Source organism: Neisseria sp. N95_16 (genome assembly GCF_002551535.2).
Lineage (GTDB): Bacteria > Pseudomonadota > Gammaproteobacteria > Burkholderiales > Neisseriaceae > Neisseria > Neisseria brasiliensis.
In genome coordinates this window covers 1-25,596 of record NZ_PDBT02000035.1, presented here as the reverse complement: position 1 = coordinate 25,596, position 25,596 = coordinate 1, and the positions used below count along the sequence as shown (strand labels likewise).

The 25,596-nt window shown below is 50.3% G+C and carries 28 protein-coding genes; 14 read left to right on the top strand and 14 right to left on the bottom strand.

The genetic code is table 11. The annotated features are described in order from the left end of the window. Nucleotides 1-167: 167 nt before the first annotated feature. The gene (locus tag CRG49_RS07185; RefSeq protein WP_095502234.1) at nt 168-443 is read right to left on the bottom strand and encodes a hypothetical protein; all 276 of its coding nucleotides are present in this window, start codon (nt 441-443) and stop codon (nt 168-170) included. Between the two features lie 251 nt (nt 444-694). Here CRG49_RS07185 and CRG49_RS07180 point away from each other — a divergent pair, with 251 nt between their 5' ends. The 3 genes from CRG49_RS07180 to CRG49_RS07170 are packed head-to-tail and all read left to right on the top strand — an operon-like array spanning nt 695 to nt 2,362. Beyond that, nucleotides 695-1,120: a CopD family protein gene (locus CRG49_RS07180; RefSeq protein ID WP_095502233.1), complete on the top strand. Its 426-nt coding sequence runs from the start codon at nt 695-697 to the stop codon at nt 1,118-1,120. 15 nt (nt 1,121-1,135) lie between these two features. Beyond that, complete coding sequence (locus tag CRG49_RS07175; RefSeq protein WP_095502232.1) at nt 1,136-1,606, top strand: CYTH domain-containing protein; 471 nt, start codon at nt 1,136-1,138, stop codon at nt 1,604-1,606. Continuing rightward, a complete protein-coding gene (locus CRG49_RS07170; protein ID WP_095502231.1) occupies nt 1,607-2,362 on the top strand; it encodes a hypothetical protein in 756 nt (251 codons plus the stop codon). Nucleotides 2,363-2,408: 46 nt separating this feature from the next. On the opposite strand, the gene CRG49_RS07165 is transcribed toward CRG49_RS07170, so the two are convergent. The 3 genes from CRG49_RS07165 to CRG49_RS07155 all read right to left on the bottom strand — a co-directional run bounded on the left by CRG49_RS07165 (nt 2,409) and on the right by CRG49_RS07155 (nt 7,172). Beyond that, the gene (locus CRG49_RS07165) at nt 2,409-4,172 is read right to left on the bottom strand and encodes an SLC13 family permease (protein ID WP_095502230.1); all 1,764 of its coding nucleotides are present in this window, start codon (nt 4,170-4,172) and stop codon (nt 2,409-2,411) included. 332 nt (nt 4,173-4,504) lie between these two features. Continuing rightward, complete coding sequence (locus CRG49_RS07160) at nt 4,505-5,806, bottom strand: pitrilysin family protein (protein ID WP_095502229.1); 1,302 nt, start codon at nt 5,804-5,806, stop codon at nt 4,505-4,507. Nucleotides 5,807-5,855: 49 nt separating this feature from the next. Continuing rightward, on the bottom strand, nt 5,856-7,172 hold the full coding sequence (locus CRG49_RS07155; RefSeq protein ID WP_095502228.1) for a pitrilysin family protein: 1,317 nt from the start codon (nt 7,170-7,172) through the stop codon (nt 5,856-5,858). Between the two features lie 179 nt (nt 7,173-7,351). Here CRG49_RS07155 and CRG49_RS07150 point away from each other — a divergent pair, with 179 nt between their 5' ends. Then, a complete protein-coding gene (locus CRG49_RS07150; protein WP_095502227.1) occupies nt 7,352-8,530 on the top strand; it encodes a phosphoglycerate kinase in 1,179 nt (392 codons plus the stop codon). A gap of 309 nt (nt 8,531-8,839) precedes the next feature. Here the strand turns inward: CRG49_RS07150 and CRG49_RS07145 are convergent, their stop codons facing one another. The 5 genes from CRG49_RS07145 to arsC form a co-directional block, all read right to left on the bottom strand. Continuing rightward, nucleotides 8,840-9,301 (bottom strand): GNAT family N-acetyltransferase, encoded by a 462-nt coding sequence (locus tag CRG49_RS07145; protein WP_095502226.1) that lies wholly within the window; start codon nt 9,299-9,301, stop codon nt 8,840-8,842. Nucleotides 9,302-9,387: 86 nt separating this feature from the next. Then, nucleotides 9,388-9,726, bottom strand: a complete 339-nt coding sequence (locus CRG49_RS07140; RefSeq protein WP_095502225.1) for a hypothetical protein — start codon at nt 9,724-9,726, stop codon at nt 9,388-9,390. A 118-nt stretch (nt 9,727-9,844) separates the two neighbouring features. Then, nucleotides 9,845-11,239 (bottom strand): glutamate--tRNA ligase, encoded by a 1,395-nt coding sequence (gene gltX, locus CRG49_RS07135; RefSeq protein ID WP_095502224.1) that lies wholly within the window; start codon nt 11,237-11,239, stop codon nt 9,845-9,847. A gap of 117 nt (nt 11,240-11,356) precedes the next feature. Then, nucleotides 11,357-12,016: a YdcF family protein gene (locus CRG49_RS07130; RefSeq protein WP_095502223.1), complete on the bottom strand. Its 660-nt coding sequence runs from the start codon at nt 12,014-12,016 to the stop codon at nt 11,357-11,359. A 26-nt stretch (nt 12,017-12,042) separates the two neighbouring features. Then, nucleotides 12,043-12,402, bottom strand: a complete 360-nt coding sequence (gene arsC / locus CRG49_RS07125) for an arsenate reductase (glutaredoxin) (RefSeq protein WP_095502222.1) — start codon at nt 12,400-12,402, stop codon at nt 12,043-12,045. A gap of 189 nt (nt 12,403-12,591) precedes the next feature. Between arsC and CRG49_RS07120 the strand changes: the two genes are divergently transcribed. The 5 genes from CRG49_RS07120 to CRG49_RS07095 all read left to right on the top strand — a co-directional run bounded on the left by CRG49_RS07120 (nt 12,592) and on the right by CRG49_RS07095 (nt 16,128). Further along, nucleotides 12,592-13,071: a TlpA disulfide reductase family protein gene (locus CRG49_RS07120; RefSeq protein WP_095502235.1), complete on the top strand. Its 480-nt coding sequence runs from the start codon at nt 12,592-12,594 to the stop codon at nt 13,069-13,071. A 98-nt stretch (nt 13,072-13,169) separates the two neighbouring features. Next, on the top strand, nt 13,170-13,616 hold the full coding sequence (locus CRG49_RS07115) for a hemerythrin domain-containing protein (RefSeq protein WP_095502221.1): 447 nt from the start codon (nt 13,170-13,172) through the stop codon (nt 13,614-13,616). A gap of 335 nt (nt 13,617-13,951) precedes the next feature. Next, nucleotides 13,952-14,602, top strand: a complete 651-nt coding sequence (ftsE, locus tag CRG49_RS07105) for a cell division ATP-binding protein FtsE (RefSeq protein WP_095502219.1) — start codon at nt 13,952-13,954, stop codon at nt 14,600-14,602. Further along, nucleotides 14,599-15,516: a permease-like cell division protein FtsX gene (ftsX, locus tag CRG49_RS07100; protein ID WP_095502218.1), complete on the top strand. Its 918-nt coding sequence runs from the start codon at nt 14,599-14,601 to the stop codon at nt 15,514-15,516. Before ftsE ends, ftsX begins: the two co-directional genes overlap by 4 nt. A 138-nt stretch (nt 15,517-15,654) precedes the next feature. After that, a complete protein-coding gene (locus CRG49_RS07095) occupies nt 15,655-16,128 on the top strand; it encodes a CinA family protein (protein WP_095502217.1) in 474 nt (157 codons plus the stop codon). 84 nt (nt 16,129-16,212) lie between these two features. Here the strand turns inward: CRG49_RS07095 and CRG49_RS07090 are convergent, their stop codons facing one another. The 3 genes from CRG49_RS07090 to CRG49_RS07080 all read right to left on the bottom strand — a co-directional run bounded on the left by CRG49_RS07090 (nt 16,213) and on the right by CRG49_RS07080 (nt 17,254). After that, a complete protein-coding gene (locus CRG49_RS07090; protein WP_095502216.1) occupies nt 16,213-16,419 on the bottom strand; it encodes a hypothetical protein in 207 nt (68 codons plus the stop codon). Between the two features lie 231 nt (nt 16,420-16,650). Next, nucleotides 16,651-16,977: an FKBP-type peptidyl-prolyl cis-trans isomerase gene (locus CRG49_RS07085; protein WP_095502215.1), complete on the bottom strand. Its 327-nt coding sequence runs from the start codon at nt 16,975-16,977 to the stop codon at nt 16,651-16,653. A gap of 40 nt (nt 16,978-17,017) precedes the next feature. Beyond that, complete coding sequence (locus tag CRG49_RS07080) at nt 17,018-17,254, bottom strand: DUF2061 domain-containing protein (RefSeq protein WP_095502214.1); 237 nt, start codon at nt 17,252-17,254, stop codon at nt 17,018-17,020. Between the two features lie 147 nt (nt 17,255-17,401). Between CRG49_RS07080 and CRG49_RS07075 the strand changes: the two genes are divergently transcribed. Next, nucleotides 17,402-18,352 carry a D-2-hydroxyacid dehydrogenase gene (locus tag CRG49_RS07075; protein ID WP_095502213.1) on the top strand — a complete coding sequence of 317 codons (951 nt, stop codon included), beginning with the start codon at nt 17,402-17,404 and terminating at the stop codon, nt 18,350-18,352. A gap of 330 nt (nt 18,353-18,682) precedes the next feature. Here CRG49_RS07075 and gnd read toward each other — a convergent pair whose 3' ends face one another. Further along, nucleotides 18,683-20,131 carry a decarboxylating NADP(+)-dependent phosphogluconate dehydrogenase gene (gene gnd / locus CRG49_RS07070; protein WP_095502212.1) on the bottom strand — a complete coding sequence of 483 codons (1,449 nt, stop codon included), beginning with the start codon at nt 20,129-20,131 and terminating at the stop codon, nt 18,683-18,685. Between the two features lie 456 nt (nt 20,132-20,587). On the opposite strand from gnd, the gene ggt reads away from it, so the two are divergent. Together ggt and CRG49_RS07060 are read left to right on the top strand one after the other, a co-directional pair. After that, nucleotides 20,588-22,345, top strand: a complete 1,758-nt coding sequence (gene ggt / locus CRG49_RS07065; RefSeq protein ID WP_095502211.1) for a gamma-glutamyltransferase — start codon at nt 20,588-20,590, stop codon at nt 22,343-22,345. Nucleotides 22,346-22,462: 117 nt separating this feature from the next. Continuing rightward, on the top strand, nt 22,463-22,738 hold the full coding sequence (locus CRG49_RS07060) for a hypothetical protein (RefSeq protein ID WP_095502210.1): 276 nt from the start codon (nt 22,463-22,465) through the stop codon (nt 22,736-22,738). A gap of 54 nt (nt 22,739-22,792) precedes the next feature. Here the strand turns inward: CRG49_RS07060 and lpxC are convergent, their stop codons facing one another. Further along, entirely contained in the window at nt 22,793-23,710 is a 918-nt protein-coding gene (lpxC, locus tag CRG49_RS07055; protein ID WP_095502209.1) for a UDP-3-O-acyl-N-acetylglucosamine deacetylase, read from the bottom strand. A gap of 512 nt (nt 23,711-24,222) precedes the next feature. Here lpxC and gap point away from each other — a divergent pair. Together gap and CRG49_RS07045 are read left to right on the top strand one after the other, a co-directional pair. Continuing rightward, a complete protein-coding gene (gap, locus tag CRG49_RS07050; RefSeq protein WP_095502208.1) occupies nt 24,223-25,227 on the top strand; it encodes a type I glyceraldehyde-3-phosphate dehydrogenase in 1,005 nt (334 codons plus the stop codon). Nucleotides 25,228-25,323: 96 nt separating this feature from the next. Continuing rightward, a partial coding sequence (locus CRG49_RS07045) for a helix-turn-helix domain-containing protein (protein WP_097784577.1) occupies nt 25,324-25,596 on the top strand: 273 nt, incomplete at its 3' end.

Genomic DNA, 25,596 nt, shown 5'->3' with positions numbered 1-25,596 from the left:
CCGCCGACCGAGAAAGACATTGGACTATGAGACACCGGGTGATCTGTTTTCAGCAGCCCTTGCCAATGGCATTTGAGCGTTGCACTTGAAATGCGAATGTAAGGGCCTTTGTTATAATTTGGGATAATTATTTTATGCTATCAAATGAATGTAGCAATACTGTCGGCTTAACGCTTTTTCTTCGCCGGTTTGGCTTTATCTGCCGCCGCCAAACGCATGGCAACGAATTCGACCATCAGGTCTTTTTTGTTCCAGAAAAAATCTTTCATTTTTTCCAACGAATAAATTTTGCGCACCATCATCGGCAAACCTTCGTGGATAATCGCGGCCACTTCGCCGTTGGTGGTTTGGTTGTCCATCGCGGTTTTCAAGTCGGTTTGCTTTGCCGCCAAATAGTCATTCAGGCGTTTTTTCACGCCGCTGTTGATTTCAAATTGTTTCATGCTTTATTTTTCCGTAATTGTGGGGTGATTATCTTAATCTGCATAATCACATGGTATATTTTCTTCATTTTATTTTAGCAAAATCTGTCATACATCTCCATCATACCGCAGCGAATCGCGGCCAAATTGTGCACTGCATTCTATAAAATTGTCGGAAATACGGGTTTGATGCGAAAAACAGCGCGGATTTTGGCGGCATGTGTGGATTTAAGGCTACAATAACGTTTATCTGATTAGGAGGCCGTCTGAAAATGTATTTATGGTTAAAACTGGCGCATATTTTCTTCATTATTTCTTGGTTTGCCGGGCTGTTTTACCTGCCGCGCATTTATGTGAATTTGGCGCAGGTCAATCCGCAAACCGAAGCCGCCGAATACGCGCGACTGCTCGGCATGGCGCAGCGGCTGTATAAATTTATGTCTCCTTTGGGGCTGTTGGCCGTGATTTGCGGCTTGGTGATTCCGTTTATCAACGGCTGGTGGTCTATGGGCTGGGTGCATGGCAAGGCCACTTTGGGCATTTTGCTGATTGGCTACCAACACATCTGCCGCGCCCACCTGCGCCGATTCGAGCAGCATGCCTGCCGCCATTCGCATAAGTTTTATCGCGTGTTTAATGAAGTGCCGGTGTTGCTGATGCTTTTGGCGCTGTATTTGGTGGTGTTTAAACCGTTTTGAAAGGCCGTCTGAAAAATGTCTGTTGAAATCGAACGCCGTTTTTTATTGAAAAACGATGATTGGCGCGATATTGCATCGGCGCCGCAAACGCTGCAGCAAGGTTATCTGAGTGTAGAAAAAGAGCGCACCATCCGCGTGCGCATTATTGATGACCAAGCGTGGCTGACGCTGAAAGGCTATATTTCTGATGTGAGCCGCAGCGAATTTGAATATGACATCCCGCTGGCGCACGCGCAAACGATGATGGCAACGATGTGCCCGTTTAAGATGGAAAAACGCCGTTACCGCGTCGAATTTGAAGGTTTTCTCTACGAAATCGACGAATATTTTGGCGACAACGCACCATTGATTGTGGCGGAAATCGAATTGCCGTCTGAAGATGCCGTGTTTGCCCGCCCCGATTGGCTGGGCGAAGAAATCACGTCCGACGGCAAATTCACCAACGCTTATCTGAGCAAACACCCTTACGCCACTTGGGAGCATTAATTGCGCCTGCTGCTTGCTTTATCGCTCATCTGCGCCCTGCCCGCATGGGCTGCCGAACCCACCATCCACCGCCAAGTTTACCCCTTGAGCGCGGCGGATACGGTGCAGATTACGCGCTATTGCCACCCCGAAGCGGCGGGCGTGTATTTGTTTCACCCGCACAACAACGAATACACCGCCAAGCAGGTTGCGCTCGAAGCGGTGCGCCGCTATCCGGTGTGCCTGATTGCGTTGGAACACCGTGGCACGCGCCGCATTTCGTTTCGCAGCGGCGAATCATATGCCGATTTCGACCCCAACCGCATCTATTCGCCGCAAGGCCGCACCGTCACGCTTTCAGACGGCCTTGATGAAGCCGCCGCACATACCGCCGCTGCCTTTGCCGATGCGGTGTTAAGCGCCTTGCAACCGGCCAAATTCATCATCGCCATGCACAACAACACCGATGGCGCCACCAACATCGAAAGCTATGCGCTTGAGCCTTTGGCCGGAACCGATGCACCGGTGTTTATCCACCCGCAACACGACGAAGACGATTATTTTTACGTCAATGACCCACGCGCGTTTGCATTTTTCCAAAGCCGCGGCTTCAATGTGGTGCAGCAAACGGAAGACGTGGCCGATGACGGCTCACTGTCGGTCTATGCGGCCAAACATGGCATTGGCTACATCAATATCGAAGCTGAATACGGCCACGAAGCCGAACAGCACGATATGCTGCAAGCGGCGTGGCAATATTGGCAGAGCCTGCGTTAGGTTTATTCAAACAAATGCCGTCTGAAACTTTCAGACGGCATTTGTTTTATCCTTCAAACGGCCAAAACATCGGGATCAACAATAAAGTCAGCGCCATCAAAATCACATTCAGCGGCAAACCGATTTTCACAAAATCACCGAAGCGGTAGCCGCCTGCGCCGTACACCATGGTATTGGTCTGATAACCGACCGGCGTCATCAGGCTGGCACCGGCAGCGAACATCACCGCAATCAGAAACGGCTCCGGACTCACGCCGAGCATTTTGGCCGTGGAAATGGCAATCGGCGCAAACAACACCGCCACGCCGGAATTGCTCATGAATTCGGTTAGCAGCTTGGTCACCAAATACAGTGCGCCCAATGCCAACAAGGGGCCGGAATCTTTCACCAAGCCGACAGTGTGATCGACCACATATTGCGCCGCGCCGGTTTCAGTCATGGCCAAGCCCAAAGGCAGCAAACCGGCCAACAGAATAATAATCCGCCAGTTAATCGCTTTATAGGCAGCTTCGGCACTCAAGCAGCCTGCAGCCACCATCGCCACCGCACCCATCATCGAAGTCATGCTGATGTGCGCCCATTCCAAGGCGGCCACAATCACCACCGCCAGCATCACCACAATGGAAAACGGCGCGCGCCAACTGTTCGGCATCGGTTTTTCACCTTCGGCCAACACGATAAAAGCCGAGTCGCGGCGGAAATCGTCGATGTCTTTGCGCGGCACCAGCAACAATAAAATATCGCCGACTTTGAATTTCAGACGGCCTAATTGTTTGCGCACAATGTTACCGCGCCGCTGCACGCCGATTACCTGCACGCTGCGACTCCAACCATCGTCTTGCAGCGTATCCAGCCGCTCTTGCGCCCAATCGGAACCGGGCGCAATCATGGCTTCAACCACCACCAAATCCTGCTCTTCCTGATGGCTGTTGTCCTGATTGTCGTGCAGCTCCAAACCAAATTGCTGCTGCAAGCCGAGCAGGTTTTCCGGTTCGGCGCGAATCAGCAACACATCGTCCACATGCACCATCTGATGCGCGGGCAGCGATAATTTTTCACCACGGCGGATTAAAGCCAGCGGAAAGGCATGAAATTCTTTGCGCATGGCCGAATCGCTGATGGTTTGGCCGATGAGCAGCGAATCTTGTTTCACTTGGAACTCAGCCACATAATGACCATTGGAACGGCTGTCGTTTTCCTGCATGCCGGTATCAGGCAGGAAGCGGTACACCAGCAATAAATACACGCAACCGGCGGCTAAAAGCAGCAAGCCGAACAGGGTAAAATCAAACACGCCAAAATCGGCCGCGCCCTGCTGCTCGGCAATGCCGTTGACCAGCAGGTTGCTTGATGTGCCAATCAGCGTGGTCAAACCGGCCATCTGCGCCACCAACGACAAAGGAAGCAAGGCTTTTGACGGCGCCATGCCGATTTTGTAGGCCGATGCCAGCACAATCGGGATAAACACCGCCACCACGGCGGTATTGCTGATGAACATCGACATCACCGTCGCCGAAACAAACATCACCAGCAAAAACATCAACGGCGATTTCACCCGCCCAAGCATTTGGCCTATGCGGTTGAGCGCACCGCTGTGTTGCAGGCCGGCGGCGAGAATAAACATCGCCGCCACGGTGATGGTTGATGAATTGCTAAAGCCGCTCAAGGCATCTTTGCCATCGATTAAGCCTGTTGCCGCCAGCGACACAATCAGCAATATCGCCACCGCGTCCATGCGCACTTTTTCAGTGGCAAACAGCACAATCGCCACCGCGGTAATGAATAAAGTTAAACCGATTTCTAATGTCATTGTTTTTCCTTACACTCGGTTTTTATAGTTGTTTGAAATAAAAATCATACAGCGTTGCCAGCGCCCTATGCTATTTGGGAATAAATGAGAATGATTCCCTTAGTTGAATTTTGCTATCTTACACAATTCTGTGTCACGAAAATGTAAAATTTTCATCAAAAAATATGGTGAAATCTTTGCAAAACCGTAGATTTAAGTACAACTCAACGTTGTAACATCACACAATGAAGAAATGCGCCAAAGACAGTGATGTTGCCAAGGTCTTGGGCTTGATGAAAAAAAAACAGGCCGTCTGAAACCTTTCAGACGGCCTGTGGATCATCAAACCAAGTTTATTGCGCACCCACCACCACAACATGCAAATCGCTGAATTTCAGCCGACGCTGCCAGGCATCTTTGATTTGCGCGGTGGTGAGCTGTTCCACCGCTTTCGGGTAGTCTTGCAAATAGCTGCTTTCCAGATTATGTACACCAATCAGGCTTAAGTATTTCAGCAGCTTGGCATTGGAATCAAAGCGCAGCGAGAAGCTGCCGATGATGTTGGCTTTGGCCTGTTTCAACTCGGCTTCGGTCGGCCCTTCGGCTATGAATTGCTCCACCACCGCCTGCACATCGGCCAAAGAAGCGCGGGTGTTTTTCTTTTGTGTCGAATAACCAATGCTGAACACGCCTGCTTCGGTTAGCGGCATCAGGCTGCTGTACACACCGTAGGTATAGCCTTTTTGGTCGCGCAGGCGGTTCATCAAGCGGCTGTCGAAACCACCGCCGCCCAACACATAATTGCCTGCCACCAAAGCGTAATAATCGGGGTCGTGGCGTTTAATCAGCGGCATGCCCAAAATGATTTGCGCCTGCTCGCCGGCAAACGGAATGTCGCGGCGCTGGGCAGTTTGTGCTTGCACCGGCGCAATCTCGCTGCCTGCTTGGCTGGTGTTCGGCAAGCCTTTTAATGCGGTTTGCACCATTTTTTCGGCTTGGCGGCGGTTGACATCGCCAACAATCGCCACCACGGCGTTGTCTTTACCGTAATGGGTGCGGTGGAACGCGCGGATGTCGTCAAGCGTGACGGCTTTCAGGCTGTCCACCGTCACATACGCATCGCTGCCGTAAGGATGGTTCGGATACGCAAGCTTGGTAAACGCGCGCTCGGCGGTAAAATCGGGCGTGGTTTCCTGCTGCTGCAAGGCAGTAACCGCTTGCTTTTGGCGGCGAGCAAATACGGCCGGATCGAAGCGCGGCGCGGTTAAGGATTCGTTGATTAAGGCCAAAGTTTGGTTCAGGTTTTTGGCTTGACTCAAACTGCGGAAACCGATGGTGGCAGTTTCATGGCCGCTGCCACTGCCGATATTAGCGGCGATGTCGTTGGCTTTTTCGTTGAAGGCTTCTTCGTCCAGCGTTTTCGTGCCATCGGTCAGCAGCGCGGCGGTAAATTCGGCCACTTGGCTTTTGCCCGACGGATTGAACACGCCGCCTGCGCCTTTGAAGCTGATTTCCATATCAACAATCGGATTTTCTCTGCGCTCGACCAGCAGAATCTGCGTGCCTTCCGGTGTCGTCCAGCGCTGAATGTCGGCAGCGGCTTGGGCGGTCAGCGGCAGGGCGGCCAGCGCGAGCAGTAAAGTTTTAGAATACATGGTTAGCCTTTCGGTTGAGGCCGTCTGAATGTTTCAGACGGCCTGTGGATTATTTCGCTGCTGTTTGCGGTTTGACAACGACCACGCTGGAGCGTTTGTCGGTCAACAATTTGGCAGCAGCCTGCACGTCGGCGGCAGTCACTTTTTGCAGGCGGCGGCGGATTTCGGCTTCATCGCTGTAACGGAAACCGCGTGTTTCCAAGCGCCCCATCAAAGATGCTTGCGAGGTCATGGAATCGCGCGCGTAGATTTCGCTGCTCATCATGCGGGTTTTGACACGTTTGAGTTCGTCCTTGCCCACGCCGTTATCGGCGATGTCTTGGATTTCAGCACGCATGGCGGCCAGCAAATCTTGTTCGCTCACGCCGTTGCTCGGCATGGCCACCACGTTAAACAGCGGCATTTCGCGGCTCAAAATATCGTAGTTCACGCCCACGCTCAAAGCGGTTTGCTTGCCGCGCACGAGATTTTTATCCAAGCGGCTGGACGAATTGCCCGACAAAATATCGCTCAACACATCCAGCGCGTAAGGCAGCGTGTCGCTGATGTTCTGCAAGGCAGGTACGCGGTAAGACAAAGCCACCAAAGGCTGGCGGGTCACGGCGGAAGTGGTCTCAGCAAACACCGGCTCGCGCTCAAAAGCTTCGCTCAAATCGTTGCGCGGCGGCAGGGTTTTGGCGGGAATGCTGCCGAATAATTGTGCGGCCGTCTGAATGGTTTGCTTGGCATCGACATCGCCGACAATCACCAAAGTGGCATTATTGGGCGCGTAAAACTGACGGTACCAATCGCGCAAATCGTCGGCTTTAAGCGTGTGCAAATCGTCCATGTAACCAATCACGCTGGCGCGCATCGACGGCTTGGTGAAACTATTAAGAAAAACGTGTTCCCACATTTTGCCGGCGGCGGTGTCTTCGGTGCGCTGGCGGCGTTCTTCCCGAATCACACTCATTTCATTGATAAAGTCTTTGTCGCTGAAATTCAGGTTCTGCATGCGGTCGGCTTCGAGTTTCAACACTTCCGGCAGGTTGGCGGCGGAAATGTTCTCGTAATACACGGTTTCGCTGCGGTTGGTGTAGGCGTTGAGTTCACCGCCCAAAGCCGAAATGCGGCGGTTGAATTCGCCCGCAGGCACCGACGGCGTGCCTTTAAACATCATATGCTCCAGCGCATGGCTCAGGCCGCTTTTTCCCGGTTTTTCATCGACGCTGCCGACCTTATACCAAAGCTGCGACACCGCCACCGGCGCGCGCTTGTCTTCTTTGACAATCACTTTCAACCCATTAGGCAGGGTTTGCGACAACGTTTGCGCCCACACAGGCACGGCAATGGCCAGCACGGCCAGCCAGACGGTTTTGCGTAACATGGTTTTCCTCATCGTTGCAATTGATGGAATGATAAACATTTCTATCAAAATGATAAAGCGCGTTTGCACGGTTTCACAGTAGCGTGTTCAGACGGCCCAAGCCCTTTACCCGATTTCCGTGATGGCGGATAATAGCCCTGATTTCATCCGCTTTTTTCCATTCATATAAAGGAAACATCATGGCATTTTTGAAACTGACCGACCAAAACGTCAACGGCAAAACCGTTCTGATCCGCGCCGACATGAACGTCCCGTTTAAAGACGGCCAAATCAGCGACGACACCCGCATCCGCGCCTCGCTCGAATCCATCCGCTACTGCTTGGACAACGGCGCAGCGGTAATCGTGATGACCCATCTCGGCCGCCCGACCGAAGGCGAATTCAAGCCGGAAGACGATGTTGCCCCTGTGGCCGCGCATTTGGGCAAACTCTTGGGCAAAGAAGTCAAGGTGTTGAACGACTGGCGTGACAACGCACCTAAACTGCAAGTCGGTGAAATTGCCATGCTGCAAAACGTGCGCATCAACAAAGGCGAAAAGAAAAACGATTTGGAATTGGGCAAAGCCTACGCCGCTTTGTGTGACGTGTTCGTCAACGACGCATTCGGCACCGCCCACCGCGCCCAAGCCTCAACCGAAGCCGTGGCACAAGCCGCACCGGTGGCCTGCGCAGGCGTATTGATGGCAGGCGAACTCGATGCCTTGGGCAAAGCCTTGAAAGAACCGGCGCGCCCGTTGGTGGCGATTGTGGCCGGCAGCAAAGTATCGACCAAGCTGACCATTTTGGAATCATTGGCCGACAAAGTGGATCAACTGATTGTCGGCGGCGGCATCGCCAACACCTTCCTGCTGGCAGAAGGCAAAGCCATCGGCAAATCATTAGCCGAAGCCGACTTGGTGGAAGAATCGAAAAAAATCTTGGCCAAAATGGCAGCCAAAGGCGGCTCTGTACCGCTGCCGAGTGATGTGGTGACCGCCAAAGAATTTGCCGAAACCGCCGCAGCCGAAACCAAATCGATTGACGATGTGGCCGCAGACGACATGATTTTGGACGTTGGCCCGCAATCGGCGCAAGCTTTGGCCGAAGTGTTGAAAAACGCAGGTACCATCGTGTGGAACGGCCCAGTCGGCGTGTTTGAATTCGACCCATTCGCCGGCGGCACCGAAGCCGTGGCCAAAGCCATTGCCGAGAGCCAAGCCTTCTCGATTGCCGGTGGCGGCGACACGTTGGCGGCGATTGCCAAATTCGGCATCACTGACCAAATCAGCTACATTTCCACCGGCGGTGGCGCGTTCTTGGAATTCTTGGAAGGCAAAGAATTGCCTGCCGTCGCAATTTTGGAAAAACGCGGCGCGTAATATCGCTTGATTGTGGATAAGTAAAGGCCGTCTGAAACATATGTTTTCAGACGGCCTTGTATCTTTGTAAGAATCCAGCAAATCGTAGGTCGGATACTTGTATCCGACATTCTTAAAGCTACAGCAAGGCACATAGCAATTTCCAGAGCCTAGCCGGTTTATCGCCGAAATACCATAGGAAGATTTGAAAATCCTAGGCTGCCAAGGTGGCGAACCGATTGTCAGTATGCCGTCTGAAAAGTTTTATCTTTCAGACGGCATTTTTAGAATGTCGGATACAAGTATCCGACCTACACTTGCTGAGATTTATCACAAATCCAATTTCATAATCGATACCGTTTCGCCGTTGTACCAATGTTGCGCGATTTCCTGCCAGCCGAATTTGGCATACACAGCCTGCATATCGGGTGTGTATAAATAGAGGCTTGGCAATTTCATCTCGCGGGCAGCGGTCAAGCAATGTTGCACCAATTGTTTGCCTACGCCTTCGCCGCGATATTCGGGCAACACAAACACATCGCCCAACCAATATTCATAATTGCTGAAAGCTTGAATGTCGTGGCGTTTGAGCGCGGCCGAACCTTTCAGACGGCCTTGTTCATCTACTGCGGCAAAAGCCACAGGCAGCGGCGCATCGTTTAGGCAGGTTTGGTAATACGCATGGATTTTCGCCACATCTGCCCACGGCGCAAAATCGTGCCATTCGGTATGCAAGGCTTGGGCAAGCGGGGCGATGTGTTCGGACAATAAGGGAATAATACGGCAATTCATGGAAATGTCATTGAGATGATACAGCTTTATGATATAACAGATTGAATAAAAAAGGGGAACTGTTTATCAGTTCCCTTTTCTCATGCCTATTGGTTAGCTTTGGTGCCGCCCGGGCCGTAAACCGCGTTCCAAGCCGAATCCAGCTGCTGGCCGGCTTGCTGCAACACCGTTGCTTGTTGGGTTTTCACCGCGGTTGCCGCTTGAATTTCGCTTTGCAAACGAGTGATGTCTTCCTGCGCTTGTTGGGCGCGTTTTTGCGCATCGGCTAAATTGGTTTGCAGGGTAATCAGTTTGCTGTCGTTGTCGTTTTGCGCTTTCAGGGCGCTGCGGTAAGCGGATTGCGCCGAGAGCAAGGCATCTTCGGCAGAACCGGCATAGGCGGCTGCGGATACCGCCAACACGGCGATAGTCAGAAATCTTTTCATGGGTGCGTCCTTTAAAGATGGGGCTTGCCGGATAATGTAGCATAATCGAGGCCGTCTGAACACTTTGCGTAAGGTTTCAGACGGCCTGTTATTGAATCAAACAAAAATCATCCACAACTTAGCTGCGGATACGGCGCAACACTTCTTCTTTGCCGATTAAGGCCAATACTTCGTCCACGCTCGGGGTTTTGGCGGTGCCGCACACGGCCAGACGCAGCGGCATGCCGAGTTTGCCCATTTTGATGTTTTCTTCGTCGCAGAACGGCTTGAACAAATCGTGAATCGACTCGGCATTCCATTCGGCCACGCCTTCGAGCTTGTCGGCAAAGCGCAGCATACGCGCGGCGGCTTCGTCGTCCCAATGTTTTTGCACATCGGTGTCACTAGGTGTTTGTTTTTGGTAGAAATACAAACACTCATCGGCCAGCGTGTTCAAATCTTGCACACGGTCTTTTACCAAGGCCAACACGTCTTCCAGCGGCGGCTGGCTGGTGTCGGTCAAGCCACGCACGGCCAGACGCTCTTGCAGCAATTCGGCCAACTGGTCATTCGGCGTGATTTTGATGTGTTCGCCGTTAATCCAATAGAGTTTCTTCAAATCCATACGGCTTGGCGATGGGGAAACGTCTTTCAAATCAAACCATTCGATGAATTGTTCCATGGTGAAAAATTCATCGTCGCCGTGCGCCCAGCCCAAGCGTGCCAAGTAGTTCAGCATGGCTTCAGGCAAAATGCCCATCGCGCCGAAATCGGTAATCGCCACGGTGTCGCCGCTGCGTTTGGAGATTTTTTTGCCTTGCTCGTTGAGAATCATCGGCAGGTGGGCGTATTCCGGCAAAGTGGCACCGATGGCTTTTAAGATGTTGATTTGTTTTGGGGTGTTGTTGACATGGTCGTCACCGCGAATCACATGGGTCACGCCCATGTCGTAATCGTCCACCACCACGCAGAAATTGTAAGTCGGTGTGCCATCGGCGCGGGCGATAATCAAATCGTCCAGCGCTTCGTTGGGAATGCTGATGTCGCCTTTCACCAAATCGTGCCACGCGGTCGCGCCTTCCAGTGGGGTTTTGAAACGCACCACCGGCTCTACGCCTTCGGGAATTTGCGGCAGGGTTTTGCCTGCTTCCGGACGCCAGCGACGGTCGTAAGTGGCGGTGCCTTCTTTCTCGGCCTGTTCGCGCATGGCTTCCAATTCTTCTTTGGAACAATAGCAATGATACGCGTGGCCGCTTTCTAAGAGCTGGGCGATGACTTCTTTATAGCGGTCGAAACGGCGGGTTTGGTACACGACATTATCGGCGTTATCGTAATGCAGGCCGACCCAATTCATGCCGTCTAAAATGATGTTGACTGATTCGGCGGTAGAACGCGCCAAATCTGTATCTTCAATGCGCAGCAGGAATTCGCCTTTGTGCTTGCGTGCATACGCCCATGAAAACAAGGCGGTGCGCACGCCGCCGATGTGGAGGTAGCCGGTCGGGCTCGGGGCAAAACGGGTTTTGACGGTCATGATGGTTTTCCTAATGCGGTGCTGATGAAAGGGGTTATTGTACTGTTTTCAGGCGGTTTGAACAATTCACAGGCCGTCTGAATGCGTGTTCAGACGGCCTGTGGATAAATGGACAACTCAATGGCGGCGGGTGAGGATATTCCAGATTTTGTCACTCCAGCTTTCAAATTGGTAGAGAAACAAGGCATAGCTTTCCTGCAGTAAGAATTTGTCGCGCTCTTTACCGGCATCGTAAAGCGTGGTCGGTGTGGCGGAAACGGCGGCATTCATGCCGAAATTTTTGGCAATCGCCTGCGCCCGTGCCAAATGGTAAGGATCGCTCACGATAACCAGCGTTTCAATGCCGTTGGGGCGCAATAAGGGCTGGATATTTTGCAGGTTTTCATAAGTGTTGCGCGAGGTGTTTTCAAACACAATATGCCGCGCCGGAATGCCTTGCTTGATGGCATAACGCCGCCCGACTTCGGCTTCGGTCATGAAGCCTTTTTTCGGTGTGCCGCCGGTGAAAATGATTTTATCCACACGCTGGCTTTGATACAGCGTAATCGCATGGTTGATGCGCTCGCGGAACACAGGTGACGGGCGTTTGTCCCACGCTGCCGCGCCCAATACCACCGCCGCATCGGCATGAAAATCTTTCGGCAGCGTCTGATTGCCCATGCGGTACACCTGCCAAACCGTCGCGGCAAACATCGCCAGCACCAGCAATACGCTGAGTGCCAGACCGCGCAACAAATAGAAGCGCAAGCCGGTTCGGCTGTGGAACAAATGGGGCATGATTCAGACGGCCTCTCAATATCAGGTTATGCCAATAAGGCTTCGATGTTTTCCAATGGACGGCCAATCGCGGCGCGTTCGCGGCCGACCAAAATCGGGCGCTCCAACAAGGCAGGATGCTCAGCAATGGCAGCAAGCAGCGCGTCATTGTCGATATCGGGTGCGTTTAAACCCAATTCTTTGTATAAATCGTCTTTCACGCGCATCATGCCGCGCACATCGTCCAAACCGAGTTTGCGGAAAATCTCGGTTAAGGTCGCCAAATCCGGCGGCGTGGTCAAATAATGCACCGTTTCGGCTTCAATTGCGTGTGATTCCAATAAAGCCAAGGCCGCACGCGATTTGCTGCAGCGGTTGTTGTGATACAAAATCCATTCAGACGGCATGATGATCTTCCTATGGTGAATCGTCTTATTATCAACCCCATTGTGGCTTTACTCAACCATGTTGATGAGTCATTGGGAATAAATCTCATTTTTGTGCAAAAATCCAACACCTTGACTTGAACCAAAACATTGGCCGTCTGAAAGGTTTACAATAGGCATGTTATCAACCTCATGATTTGGGCCACGACCATGAAAACATTATCCGCCCTGATTTTCGCTTCCCTGACTTTCTTCTCTGCCAACGCATTCGCTGCCGATTTGCAAATGTGGAACAGCACCGCGCCGCAATCGTTGCAAAACCTGAAAGCGCCTGTGCGCGTGGTGAACCTATGGGCAACGTGGTGCGGCCCGTGCCGTAAGGAAATGCCGGAAATGTCGGCATGGTATAAAGCGCAGAAAAAAGGCAGCGTCGATATGGTCGGCATTGCGCTGGATTCCACCGACAACATCGGCAAATTTTTGAAAACCACGCCGGTGAGCTACCCGATTTGGCGCTACAGCGGCACCAGCAGCCGCCAATTTATGAAATCGTTCGGCAACCAAATCGGCGTGTTGCCGTTTACCGTGGTGGAAGCGCCCAAATGTGGTTACAAACAAACCATCACCGGCGAAGTCAACGCCAAAAGCCTGACCGCTGCCTTAAAAGCCGCCCAAGCCAAGTGCAAATAAGATTTGCCGCCGCTTCGGCGGTTTGGCATATCAGGTGTCACCGTTTTGTGTTATAAGTGGTTCATACAACAACAAACAAAGCAGAACAGGAGCCACAGATGGATATTTTTAAAGCCTTAATCGAAAACCACGACGTGCAACGCAAGCTGTGCAGCGAATTGAACGCAGCCAAGCAGTGGGAAACGAAAAAGAAAAAATACGAAGCCTTGCGCCTTGAATTGGTGGCGCATGCGGTAGCGGAAGAGCGCCATCTGTATCTGCCGCTGATGCAATACGATGACGGCATGGAAATCGCCCGTCACGCCATTGCCGAGCATCACGAAATGGACGAATTAATCGCCACCTTGAGCGACGGGCGCACCGGCGAGAGCCGCTGGCTGGAAACGGCGGAAGAGTTAATCGAAACCGTCGAACATCATTTGAAGGAAGAAGAAGACGAAATTTTCGTTGACGCGCGTAAAGTGTTGGATAAAGCCCAAATCGACCGCTTGGGCCCGCTTTATCAAACCGAATACGAAGAATTCAAAGCAGCCGAAAGCCAATAAACCCTATTGTTTCACCGGCTTGCCAAGCTGATAATAAGCTGTGGATAAATTCGGGATAAAAATGCCAAGCCTTATCCACCCTGCCGCTGCCGATAGTGCAGCGGTTTTGCCGTCTAATGGTAAGCGTGCCGAACAAATATTGTTCAAAACGGCGCAAAGCCTTTATAATCGGGCAAATCCGATTTTTTCAGACGGCCTGCAGCAGGGTTTGACCACTCAAATGAAACGCTGTTGTTGCATGCATATTAACATCGGCAAAACAGGGGAAAATTTGTGGATAATTTTTTGAATCCCTTTATTTTCAGGCCGTCTGAAACCATTTTTCAGGAAGAGTTATGATTCGTTTCGAACAAGTTTCCAAAACCTATCCCGGTGGTTTTGAAGCCTTAAAAAACGTCAGCTTTCAAATCAACAAAGGCGAGATGATTTTCATCGCCGGCCATTCAGGCTCGGGAAAATCAACCATTTTGAAGCTGATTTCGGGCATCACCAAGCCGACCGAAGGCAAAGTGTGGTTCAACAAGCAGGATTTGAGCGAACTGAGCGACAACCAAATCGGTTTTATGCGCCAACACATCGGCATTGTGTTCCAAGACCACAAAATTCTCTACGACCGCAACGTGCTGCAAAACGTGATTCTGCCCTTACGCATCATCGGCTACCAACCGGCCAAAGCAGAAGAGCGCGCGCGCATTGCGATTGAAAAAGTCGGTTTGAAAGGCCGCGAATTGGATATGCCGGTGTCGCTTTCCGGCGGTGAACAGCAGCGTTTGTGTATCGCCCGCGCGGTGGTACACCAGCCCAGCCTCTTGATTGCCGATGAACCTTCCGCCAGCCTCGACCGTGCCTACGCGCTCGACATCATGGAATTATTCAAAACCTTCCACGAAGCGGGCACCACCGTGATTGTGGCGGCACACGATGAAACGCTGATGGCCGATTACGGCCACCGCGTCATCCGCCTGCAGAAAGGACGTTTGGCATGAGTTTGATTCATTATGTTTCGCTGCACGTCGAATCGGCACGCACCGCGCTGAAGGATTTAATTCGCCAGCCTGTCGGCACTTTGCTGACCCTGCTGATGCTGGCGATTGCCATGACCCTGCCGCTGTTTCTCTATTTGGGTGTGCAAAGCGGCCAAAGCATTTTGGGCAAATTAAACGAATCTCCGCAGATTACCGTGTATATGGACACCGATGCGGCTAAAGCCGATACGGATACGGTGCAGAATCTGTTGCAACGCGATACGCGTTTGGATACGGTGCGCTTCATCAGCAAGCAAGACGGTTTGGAAGAATTGCAATCGAATCTGGATCAGAATTTGGTATCGATGCTGGATGAAAATCCGCTGCCGGATGTGTTTATCGTTACCCCCGATGCCAATTCTTCTCCGGCGCAAATGCAAGCGATTTATCAGGATTTGGTGAAGCTGCCGATGGTAGAATCGGCGACCATGGATACGGAATGGGTGCATACCCTGTATCAAATCAATGATTTTATCCACAAAATTTTGTGGTTTTTGGCGATTACCTTAGGCATGGCGTTTATTTTGGTGGCACACAACACCATCCGCCTGCAAATCTTAAGCCGCAAAGAAGAAATTGAAATCACCAAGCTGTTGGGTGCGCCGGCTTCATTTATCCGCCGCCCGTTTCTGTATCAAGCCGTGTGGCAGAGCTTATTCTCCGCCGCCGTGAGCTTGGGCTTGTGTGCATGGTTGTTGAATACCGTGCGCCCGATGGTCGATTCGATTTTCAAACCTTACGGCCTGAATATCGGCTGGCGCTTCTTCAATGGCAGCGAAATCGCGCTGGTATTGGGTTTTGTGATTGCGCTGGGCGTATTCGGCGCCTGGCTTGCCACCACGCAGCATTTGCTCGGGTTTAAAGCGAAAAAATAAATGGTTTCAGACGGCCTGTGGATAACACAGGCCGTTTTTATTTGGCCTAGTTTTTAAAACCGCGTACAATCTTTTTAGACGGCCTGAAGTCTTAGCCCTAGTTCGTTTTCCATCCTATCTATCCCGAAAGGAACCTTCATGACAGCACTTCAAACCATCGCCCAATATTTGTCCGACCACCGTCAAACTGTCACCAGCGCCGAATCCTGCACCGGCGGTTTATTGTCGGCCGCGTTTACCAGCATTTCCGGCAGCTCGCAGTGGTTTCACCAAAGCTTTGTCACCTACAGCAACCAAGCCAAACAAAATACCTTGGGCGTGATGCCTGAAACCTTGTTGCAACACGGCGCAGTCAGTCGCGAAACGGTGCATGAAATGGCACGCGGGGCAAAGGCGGTGGCGCAGGCGGATTATGCGCTGAGTATCTCCGGTATTGCAGGGCCCAACGGCGGCAGCAAAGACAAACCGGTCGGCACAGTTTGGTTCGGCTTGGCCACACCGGCGAAAAACATCGAATGCACGGCTTTATTTGAAGGCGACCGGGAAAGCGTGCGCCGCCAAGCGGTGGATTTTGCGCTGAATCTGTTGGCTGAACATTTAACTGCGAATTAAATTACCTTAGTGAGATAAACAAACATAGGCCGTCTGAAATAATTCAGACGGCCTGTTTATATTTAATCTGTCAAAAAATGACGATTATTGTGCCGCGCTTGCCGCACTCGCTGCGCTGGCAGCTGCATCAGAAGCAGCGGCGTTTTCAACCACTTCTTCAAAGGTCACAGGTGCAGAAGCTTGTTCAGTTTGAACTTCAACCGCAGCGGTTTCGGCTTCTTTTTCTGCCTGGGCAGCCAATACAGTGGCCGACAAAGCGGCAGCAGTCAATAATGCAGCAAATTTTTTCATGGGATTTCCTTCTTACTTTATGGTTTTCAAACACGGTATCAACAGCGATACGGTTTCTGTAAGAAAGTTTTGAGCAATAAAAGTTCACAATAAATTATAAATTTAACTTTTAAATTCAATACTCTAATATGTTTATGTCTTAATTTTATTCATCTGTAAACTAATAAAATGCCGTCTGAACAATACGCAAGCATATTTTTTCAGACGGCATCTTTTGAGATAAGCAATTATTTAGTCATGAACTTTTAACAGTTCTACTTCAAAAATCAACGTTGCATTTGGCGGAATCACGCCACCGGCACCGCGCGCGCCATAACCCATTTCGGCAGGGATGGTTAATTTACGTTTGCCGCCTTCTTTCATGCCACCGAAACCTTCGTCCCAGCCCTGAATCACTTGGCCGACACCCAAAATAATGGTCAAAGGCTGACCACGGTCGACGCTGGAATCGAATTTGGTGCCGTTTTCCAACCAACCGGTGTAATGTACGGTGATTTCTTTGCCTTTAACGGCTTCTTTACCGCTGCCGACTTCGATGTCTTCAATAATCAAGCTCATGCTGTTTCCTTCTTTGCGTTGGAGAGGAGAAAAGTTTAGCTTAACACATTTTCTGCGCATCGACACACTGATGCAGCGGCAGCAGCATTTCCTGCTTTTTTGTTTTTTGGCGCTCGTAGCGGTTCCATGCTTTTTCATGGAAATAAAACACCACAGTGTTGACCATCGGCTCAATCAAGGCCACCGCGCTGGAAATGCCGATGCTGCCGGTCAAAATATAGGCCACGCTAAAGGCCACGCCGAAATGAAGCATTGCAAAGGTAATGGTTTTAATCATAATATTGTCCTCCAAGGCCGTCTGAAACTCGGCCTGTATCATTTAAGACAAATAATAACGATTCGCAAATCATGCGTACAGTTGGATATTTTTATTCAACCTTAGCTTAAAACAATCGTTATAAAATTTCTCATAAAGGAAAATTATATGAAACCGCTCAAAATCGTCATGCTCGACCGCGCCACGCTGCCGGAGCGCGACATTACCTTTGATTTTCCACATGAATTGATTTGCTACGATGCCACCGAGCCGCACGAAGCCTTAGATCGTATTAATGGCGCCGACATCGTGATGACCAACAAAGTGGTGGTCTCCGCCGAAGCGATTGCGCAAAATCCACAGCTTAAACTGATTGCCGTGGCGGCCACCGGCGTGAACAATGTCGATGTCGAAGCAGCCAAACAAGCCGGTGTGGCGGTGGCGAATGTGCGCGCTTACGGCAATGAATCGGTGGCGGAACACGCCTTTATGCTGATGATTGCCTTAAGCCGCAACCTGCCTGCCTATCAACGCGATGTTGCAGCCGGCTTGTGGGAACAATCGCCGTTTTTCTGCCATTACGGTGCGCCGATGCGTGATTTAAACGGCAAAACATTGGCAATTTTTGGACGCGGCAACATCGGCCAAACTTTGGCGCGCTATGCCGAAGCTTTCAATATGAAGGTGGTTTTCGGCGAACACAAACATGCCGAAACGGTGCGTGAAGGTTATGTCTCGTTTGACGAAGCCATTCAGACGGCCGATGTGATTTCGCTGCATTGTCCGCTGACCGAGCAAACCAGCAATATGATTGGTGAAACCGAATTGAAACAGATGAAACCCGGCGCGATTTTGATTAACTGCGGCCGCGGCGGTTTGGTTGATGAAACCGCCTTAGTCGCTGCCCTGAAATACGGTCAGATCGGCGGTGCAGGGTTTGATGTGTTGACCGAAGAGCCGCCGCGCAATGGTAATCCGTTGCTCAAAGCACGGTTACCCAACTTGATTATTACGCCGCACATGGCTTGGGCAAGCCACGAAGCCATCAACCGTTTGTTTGATATTTTGCTGGATAATGTGGATAAATTTGTCAAAGGCCAGCCGCAGAATTTGGTGTAAGGTTCAACAAACAATCCACAATCGAGTAGCCTTCATTTCATAAGGTTTCGATGAATCAAGGTGTATCCATGCCAAAATACTTCTTGAAAACTTGTGGATAATTTTGTGAACAATATTAAAATGCCGTCTAAAAGGTTCAGACGGCATTTTATTTTTTATTGCTAATTCAAAAAGATAGATGAATAGTTTTCTCTATTGACTTTGAAATCCAATGTGGAAAAACTTATCACGAATAAAATCAAGGCCGTCTGAAATACTTTCCGATTTCAGACGGCCTTGAATCAATCAGCCATTAAAGCAGATTTAGGCAAATCAGTTATCCACAATTGATTAAATATCGTAAGTGGTTGACGCGGTGTCGCCGCCGGTACCAGTCCAGTTGGTGTGGAAAAATTCACCACGCGAACGGTCGGTTCGCTCGTAAGTGTGTGCGCCGAAGTAATCACGTTGTGCCTGCAGCAGATTGGCCGGTAAACGTTCGGTGGTGTAGCCGTCCAAGAAGGTAATCGCTGACGCCATACACGGCATAGCAATGCCGCTTTCAATCGCTTTGGCCACCACTTTGCGCCATGCCGGCAAGCAGCTTTCTAATACGCCTTTAAAATACGGATCGGTACCCAAGAACACCAAATCCGGATTGGCTTCGTAAGCATCGCGGATGTTGCCCAAGAAAGCGCTGCGGATAATGCAGCCTTCACGCCACAGCAAAGCGGTGTTGCCGTAATTCAACGCCCAGTTGTTGGTTTCGCTGGCTTCGCGAATCAACATAAAGCCTTGGGCGTAAGAAATGATTTTTGACGCCAACAGCGCTTGGCGCAAAGCATCCACCCACTCGGCTTTGTCGCCGCTGATTGGGGTGATGGTTTTGCCGAACAGCTTGCCGGTTTGTACGCGTTGTTCTTTGAATGCCGATACGCAACGGGCGAACACAGCTTCGGAAATCAGCGTCAACGGAATGCCCAAATCCAAGGCGTTAATGCCAGTCCATTTGCCGGTGCCTTTTTGACCGGCGGTATCGAGAATTTTTTCAACCAGCGGCTCGCCGTTTTCGTCTTTGTAGCCCAAAATATCGGCTGTGATTTCAACCAGATAGGAATCCAACTCGGTTTGGTTCCACGCGTTGAAAATGTCGTGCATTTCATCGTAAGACAAGCCCAAGCCGTCTTTCATGAATTGGTAGGCTTCGCAAATCAGCTGCATGTCGCCGTATTCAATGCCGTTGTGCACCATTTTGACAAAGTGGCCGGCACCATCACGACCAACCCAATCACAGCAAGGCTCGCCTTCAGGCGTTTTCGCGGCGATGGCTTGGAAAATCGGTTTCACTTCCGGCCATGCGCTTTCGTCGCCGCCCGGCATAATCGAAGGACCATTGCGCGCACCTTCTTCGCCACCCGATACACCGGCACCGATAAAGCGGATGCCTTTGGCCGCCAGCTCGTGTGTGCGGCGGGTAGAGTCGGGATAATTGGCGTTACCGCCGTCAATGATGATGTCGCCTTGGTCCAATAAAGGCACCAATTGTTCGATAAAATCATCGACCACTGCACCTGCACGCACCATCATCATGATTTTGCGTGGTTTTTCTAATTTATCAACCAAGTCTTGCAGCGAATATGCGCCAATAATATTGGTGCCTTTGGCGGCACCATTTAAAAAATCGTCTACTTTACTGGTGGTACGGTTAAACGCCACTACTTTAAAACCGTGGTCGTTCATGTTCAAAATCAGGTTTTGACCCATGACGGCCAAACCAATGACACCGATGTCGCCTTTCATTGAAGGAAGCTCCGTTATTGTTAATTTATCGGACATTACTCTACCCGATTTACAGTGTTTTAACAATCCTTAACTTTTTAATTTTTTGAAAAGTTAGCTTAAGGTTTTTATTCGGCTTGAAAAGCTGCAAACAGAATAATACTTAAAATTTAAAATATAAAAAGATTATGATTATGAGCAGGCAACTTTCTTGTGTATAACTTTTATCCCAATTATTTTTCAAAAACTTATCTAAAAAGAAACTGCAAGGATAAAGCGGCTTGTGGATTGTTTATGAATGTGGATAATTTAAAAACTTTCAAACGGCCTGTGTATAAATATCGGCTTACCGACAAGCTTATGCCAACTTATTCTTGGAAAATGCGAACGCTTTGGGCTATAGTCGGTCTGTTTAAGGTTTTTACACTAAACTTGGCTATTCAGGCCGTCTGAAACATGAGAAAAGAGGAGTATCAAATGAAATCGACTTGGACACTAAGCATTCTGGCCACTTTGGTGCTGGCCGCTTGTGCACAATCTTCCGCGCCGAAACCGACCGTGGTTTCCGCCGACAGCCACGCGCCGGAGCAAGGCACAGGTTTGACCGAGCAGAAATTGGTGCATGCCAAAGAATTTATGGCTGCTTCTGCCAATCCACTGGCCACCGAAGCTGGTTATGAAATTTTGAAACGCGGCGGCAGCGCGATTGATGCGATGATTGCCATGCAAATCACCCTAAGCCTGACCGAGCCGCAATCTTCCGGCTTGGGCGGAGGCGCGTTTTTGGTGTATTGGGACAACAAAGCCAAAAAGCTGACCACATTCGACGCACGCGAAACCGCACCGAAATCAGCCACGCCGCAATTATTCCTAGATGAAAACGGCAAACCGCTAGAATTCATGAAAGCCGTGGTCGGCGGCCGTTCGGTCGGCGTGCCGGGTATTCCGAAACTTTTGGAAGATACCCACAAGCGTTACGGCAAATTGCCGTGGCAAAGCCTGTTTGACAGGCCGATTCAATTGGCCGAGCAAGGTTTTGCCGTGTCGCCACGCATGTCGCAATCCATCGAGCAAAACAAAGAATCGCTGCAACGTTATCCACAGACTGCTGCCTATTTCCTGCCTAACGGCGCACCATTGGCCGCAGGTACGATGTTGAAAAACCCTGAATTTGCCCAATCGGTAAAACTGTTGTCCAAAGAGGGCAGCGCGCCGTTTTACCATGGCAAACCCGCGCAGAATATGGTGAACACCATCACTGGCGCGCCGGACAATCCGGGCAAAATCACGCTGGCTGATTTCAAAAACTACCGCGTGATTGAGCGCACGCCGGTGTGCTCGCCTTATCGTGAATACGAAGTGTGCGGCATGGGTGCGCCAAGCTCGGGTGGCATTGCCTTGAGCCAGATTTTGGGCATTTTGCAAACAAAGGACATGAAAAAACTGGGCGCGGAAAATATCCACAGCTGGCGCTGGATCGGCGACGCTTCACGCGTGGCCTTTGCCGACCGCGATTACTATGTGGCAGACCCAGATTTCGTAACCGTGCCGACCAAAGCCTTAATTAGTCAATCTTATTTGAATAGCCGCGCACAGGAAATCCGCGCCACTGACAAAGCCCTGCCGCAAATCAACGCCGGTAAATTGAGCAACCAATTTGCTGCCGGCAAACCGGCGGAGCTGCCTTCGACCAGCCACATCGTGGTTGTGGATAAAGAAGGCAACGTGGTTTCCATGACCACTTCGATTGAAAACGCGTTTGGCTCTACCCTGATGGCCAACGGCTATTTGTTGAACAACGAATTGACCGACTTCGCCTTTAATCCGGCCAATGCCGAAGGCAAAGTAGTGGCCAACAGCGTGGCCGGCGGCAAGCGCCCGCGCTCTTCCATGGCGCCGACTATTGTGATGAAAAACGGCAAGCCTTATATGGCGGTCGGCTCACCGGGCGGCAGCCGCATTATCGGTTATGTGGCCAAAACCTTAGTCGCGCACATCGACTGGGGCATGGACATTCAGACGGCCATTTCCCTGCCAAACATGCTCAACCGCGGCAGCAGCTATGAAATCGAGCAAAACACCGCCGCCACTGAGTATGCACCGCAATTGGAACAACTGGGCTATAAAGTGCAGGTGCGCGATTTGAATTCGGGTGTACAAGGCATTGTGATCGGTCAAGATGGTTTGCAAGGCGGTGCCGACCCGCGTCGCGAAGGCAAAGTGATGGGGGATTAATCAAACCTTTGCTTTGAATAAAATATGCCGTCTGAAATCTTTCAGACGGCATGTTTTATTTTATACTCCAATAACGAACATTGTGGATAAAAAGGACGAGCGATATTGGGGATTTTGATGTTGTTACTCTTTGGTAAGCTGCAAGATTATTTTATTGAAAGCAGCAGTGCATGGCATTGGGCGGCAGCGTTGGCAGTGTTGCAGGGGCTGATGGCTGGGTTTGCTGGAGGCACTATATTTGGCACCCTGTTTGCGGCGGCTATTTTATTTGTGTATGCGTGGGCGTATTTTGCACTGCTGCGCTATGTGGCAGATAATTTGCTGTTGTGGTTAATCATTCTGTTTTTGGGTGCGTTGGCGCCTATCTTTGTTTCCTTTATGGGTGTGGCTTAAACAAAATGCCGTCTGAAATGTTCAGACGGCATTTTTGTGGATAAGTGTTCAGCGTTAAGCCGCGCTCGGCAATTCGTGAAACGCGCTTGGTAAATCGTCCTCGTGGCTGAATTCTACCCACTCATAATTGCTTTCATCGGCCAAAATCGCACGCAGTAAGGCGTTGTTGATGGCGTGGCCGGATTTGTAGCCTTCGAATGCGCCGATAATCGGGTGGCCGACGATGTATAAATCGCCGATGGCATCGAGAATTTTGTGGCGCACGAATTCATCGGGGTAGCGCAAACCTTCCGGATTCAAGATATCCACATCATCAATCACGATGGCGTTGGTCAGGTTGCCGCCCAAGCCGAGGTTGTGGGCGCGCATGAGCTCAACTTCCTGCATAAAGCCGAAAGTGCGGGCGCGGGCAATTTCGTCCACATATGATTTGCCGGCAAAATCGATTTCAAAAGTCGGCGCGCTGCGGTTGAACACGGGATGGTCAAATTCGATGGTCAATGTCACTTTAAAGCCATCATAAGGGGTGAAACGCACCCATTTGCCGGTTTCTTTCACTTCTACCGGTTTCAAAATACGCAGAAAACGTTTTTGCGCTTTTTGATCAACAATGCCGGCATCCTGCAATAGATAGATAAACGGCAGGCTGGAGCCGTCCATAATCGGGATTTCGGGCGCGTTGAGCTCGATTAAGGCGTTATCCACACCGTAGGCGGATAAGGCAGACATAATGTGTTCGATGGTACCGACGCGCACGCCGTTTTCGGTCACCACGGTGGACGACAAGCGAGTATCGTTGATTAAGTAAGGCGTGAGTTTGATGATTTCGCCCTGCTCGCCACTCAAATCGGTGCGGCGAAAGGAAATGCCGCTGTTTTCCGGTGCGGGATGCAAGGTCAGCGCAACGCGTTCGCCCGAATGCAGGCCGACGCCGGTGACGCTGATGGATTTGGCAAGCGTTCTTTGTAACATAATGGCTCTCCAATAATGAATAATTTGATAATACGATAAAAATGAATCAATCAGCCATCATTTTTAATAGTATTTACTTATGATTTCATTAAAACGCAATAGGCCGTCTGAAAAATAGTGGGTAATCGGTGGAAAAAGATGCACTTATCCACCGATTAAAAAAGAAGCAGATAGTTTATCCCATTTTGTGATGCAGTTTCAGCGAAGGTTAAACCCAGCATAATAGATAATCTATCATTTTGTTTTTACATTGATTTATTTACTTATCCACACTACAATCAAACTATCATCAAAATCATCTTTTTATTTTAATAAATTTTGAATTATAGTGGTGTATCCTCTTTTATGTTTTGTTTTACCAACAAGGTTTCTTTCAGACGGCCTTATTTGACTGTTTATTTATTTAAATCAAACATTTTTGAAGTAGTGAAATGTAATCGTAGGTAGTAGTTTTATTTCACGATACAATCAAGCCATCGAAAATTTTCCTCTTTTTATGTAGGAGTACACACATGAGCATTAAAGTTGCGATTAATGGTTTCGGCCGCATTGGCCGCTTGGCGTTACGTCAAATTGTGAAAGCCGAAGGTATTGAAGTTGTCGCGGTGAACGACTTGACCCCTGCCGATATGTTGTTGCACCTGTTCAAATACGACAGCACCCAAGGCCGTTTCCAAGGTACTGCCGAATTGAAAGACGATGCAATCGTGGTTAACGGCAAAGAAATTAAAGTATTTGCCAACCCGAATCCTGAAGAATTACCTTGGGGTGAATTGGGGGTAGATGTGGTATTGGAATGTACCGGTTTCTTCACCAGCAATGAAAAATGCCAAGCACACATCCGTGCCGGCGCACGTAAAGTGGTGATTTCTGCACCGGGCGGCAACGATGTGAAAACCGTGGTATTCGGTGTGAACGAATCTGTATTGGACGGCAGCGAAACCGTGATTTCTGCCGCTTCGTGCACCACCAACTGCTTGGCGCCGATGGCTGCCGTGTTGCAAAAAGAATTTGGTGTGGTAGAAGGTTTGATGACCACCACCCACGCGTACACCGGCGACCAAAATACTTTGGATGCACCGCACCGCAAAGGCGACAAACGCCGCGCCCGCGCCGCTGCCATCAACATCGTGCCAAACAGCACCGGCGCAGCCAAAGCCATCGGCTTGGTAATTCCGGAATTGAACGGTAAATTGGACGGTTCTGCCCAGCGCGTACCGGTAGCCACCGGCTCGCTGACTGAATTGGTCATCGTATTGGAACGCCAAGTGACCAAAGAAGAAGTCAACGCTGCCATGAAAGCTGCTGCAAGCGAGTCTTACGGTTACACTGAAGACGAAATCGTGTCTTCTGATGTGGTGGGCATTGAATTCGGCTCATTGTTTGACGCAACCCAAACCCGCGTGATGACCGTTGGCGACAAACAATTGGTGAAAACCGTGGCTTGGTACGACAATGAAATGTCTTATACCTGCCAATTGGTGCGCACTTTGGCATACTTTGCCGATAAGATCTGATTGATTTAAATTTATAAAAAGGCTGTCTGAAAACAAGTGAACTGCACCCCAAAAGTTGGACACTTTCCCCCAACTTTAAAAAGGTGCAGTTTTCTTATGTCCAAATATACACTAGACTTCAAATACCGAGCCGTACTCCATTACCATCAAGTGCACAGCCAACAGCGCACCGCAGACCATTTCAACGTCTCACGCACACATCTGCGCCGTTGGATTGCCGCCTACTGCCAAGGCGGTATAACCGCACTTCAACACCCACAGGCTACGCTTATGAAGACTATGCAGACCAAACGCAAGAATCCCTTTATCGTCGACAAACCCGACCATGAAAAAACTCAGGCAGAGCTGATTGAAGAGTTACGCTACATG

Bases quoted from the DNA above. Each gene is read 5' to 3' on its own strand.
- CRG49_RS07185 (WP_095502234.1), bottom strand. From the start codon at position 443: ATGAAACAATTTGAAATCAACAGCGGCGTGAAAAAACGCCTGAATGAC.
- CRG49_RS07180 (WP_095502233.1), top strand. From the start codon at position 695: ATGTATTTATGGTTAAAACTGGCGCATATTTTCTTCATTATTTCTTGG.
- CRG49_RS07175 (WP_095502232.1), top strand. From the start codon at position 1,136: ATGTCTGTTGAAATCGAACGCCGTTTTTTATTGAAAAACGATGATTGG.
- CRG49_RS07165 (WP_095502230.1), bottom strand. From the start codon at position 4,172: ATGACATTAGAAATCGGTTTAACTTTATTCATTACCGCGGTGGCGATT.
- CRG49_RS07160 (WP_095502229.1), bottom strand. From the start codon at position 5,806: ATGTATTCTAAAACTTTACTGCTCGCGCTGGCCGCCCTGCCGCTGACC.
- CRG49_RS07155 (WP_095502228.1), bottom strand. From the start codon at position 7,172: ATGTTACGCAAAACCGTCTGGCTGGCCGTGCTGGCCATTGCCGTGCCT.
- CRG49_RS07150 (WP_095502227.1), top strand. From the start codon at position 7,352: ATGGCATTTTTGAAACTGACCGACCAAAACGTCAACGGCAAAACCGTT.
- CRG49_RS07145 (WP_095502226.1), bottom strand. From the start codon at position 9,301: ATGAATTGCCGTATTATTCCCTTATTGTCCGAACACATCGCCCCGCTT.
- CRG49_RS07140 (WP_095502225.1), bottom strand. From the start codon at position 9,726: ATGAAAAGATTTCTGACTATCGCCGTGTTGGCGGTATCCGCAGCCGCC.
- gltX (WP_095502224.1), bottom strand. From the start codon at position 11,239: ATGACCGTCAAAACCCGTTTTGCCCCGAGCCCGACCGGCTACCTCCAC.
- CRG49_RS07130 (WP_095502223.1), bottom strand. From the start codon at position 12,016: ATGCCCCATTTGTTCCACAGCCGAACCGGCTTGCGCTTCTATTTGTTG.
- arsC (WP_095502222.1), bottom strand. From the start codon at position 12,402: ATGCCGTCTGAATGGATTTTGTATCACAACAACCGCTGCAGCAAATCG.
- CRG49_RS07120 (WP_095502235.1), top strand. From the start codon at position 12,592: ATGAAAACATTATCCGCCCTGATTTTCGCTTCCCTGACTTTCTTCTCT.
- CRG49_RS07115 (WP_095502221.1), top strand. From the start codon at position 13,170: ATGGATATTTTTAAAGCCTTAATCGAAAACCACGACGTGCAACGCAAG.
- ftsE (WP_095502219.1), top strand. From the start codon at position 13,952: ATGATTCGTTTCGAACAAGTTTCCAAAACCTATCCCGGTGGTTTTGAA.
- ftsX (WP_095502218.1), top strand. From the start codon at position 14,599: ATGAGTTTGATTCATTATGTTTCGCTGCACGTCGAATCGGCACGCACC.
- CRG49_RS07095 (WP_095502217.1), top strand. From the start codon at position 15,655: ATGACAGCACTTCAAACCATCGCCCAATATTTGTCCGACCACCGTCAA.
- CRG49_RS07090 (WP_095502216.1), bottom strand. From the start codon at position 16,419: ATGAAAAAATTTGCTGCATTATTGACTGCTGCCGCTTTGTCGGCCACT.
- CRG49_RS07085 (WP_095502215.1), bottom strand. From the start codon at position 16,977: ATGAGCTTGATTATTGAAGACATCGAAGTCGGCAGCGGTAAAGAAGCC.
- CRG49_RS07080 (WP_095502214.1), bottom strand. From the start codon at position 17,254: ATGATTAAAACCATTACCTTTGCAATGCTTCATTTCGGCGTGGCCTTT.
- CRG49_RS07075 (WP_095502213.1), top strand. From the start codon at position 17,402: ATGAAACCGCTCAAAATCGTCATGCTCGACCGCGCCACGCTGCCGGAG.
- gnd (WP_095502212.1), bottom strand. From the start codon at position 20,131: ATGAAAGGCGACATCGGTGTCATTGGTTTGGCCGTCATGGGTCAAAAC.
- ggt (WP_095502211.1), top strand. From the start codon at position 20,588: ATGAAATCGACTTGGACACTAAGCATTCTGGCCACTTTGGTGCTGGCC.
- CRG49_RS07060 (WP_095502210.1), top strand. From the start codon at position 22,463: ATGTTGTTACTCTTTGGTAAGCTGCAAGATTATTTTATTGAAAGCAGC.
- lpxC (WP_095502209.1), bottom strand. From the start codon at position 23,710: ATGTTACAAAGAACGCTTGCCAAATCCATCAGCGTCACCGGCGTCGGC.
- gap (WP_095502208.1), top strand. From the start codon at position 24,223: ATGAGCATTAAAGTTGCGATTAATGGTTTCGGCCGCATTGGCCGCTTG.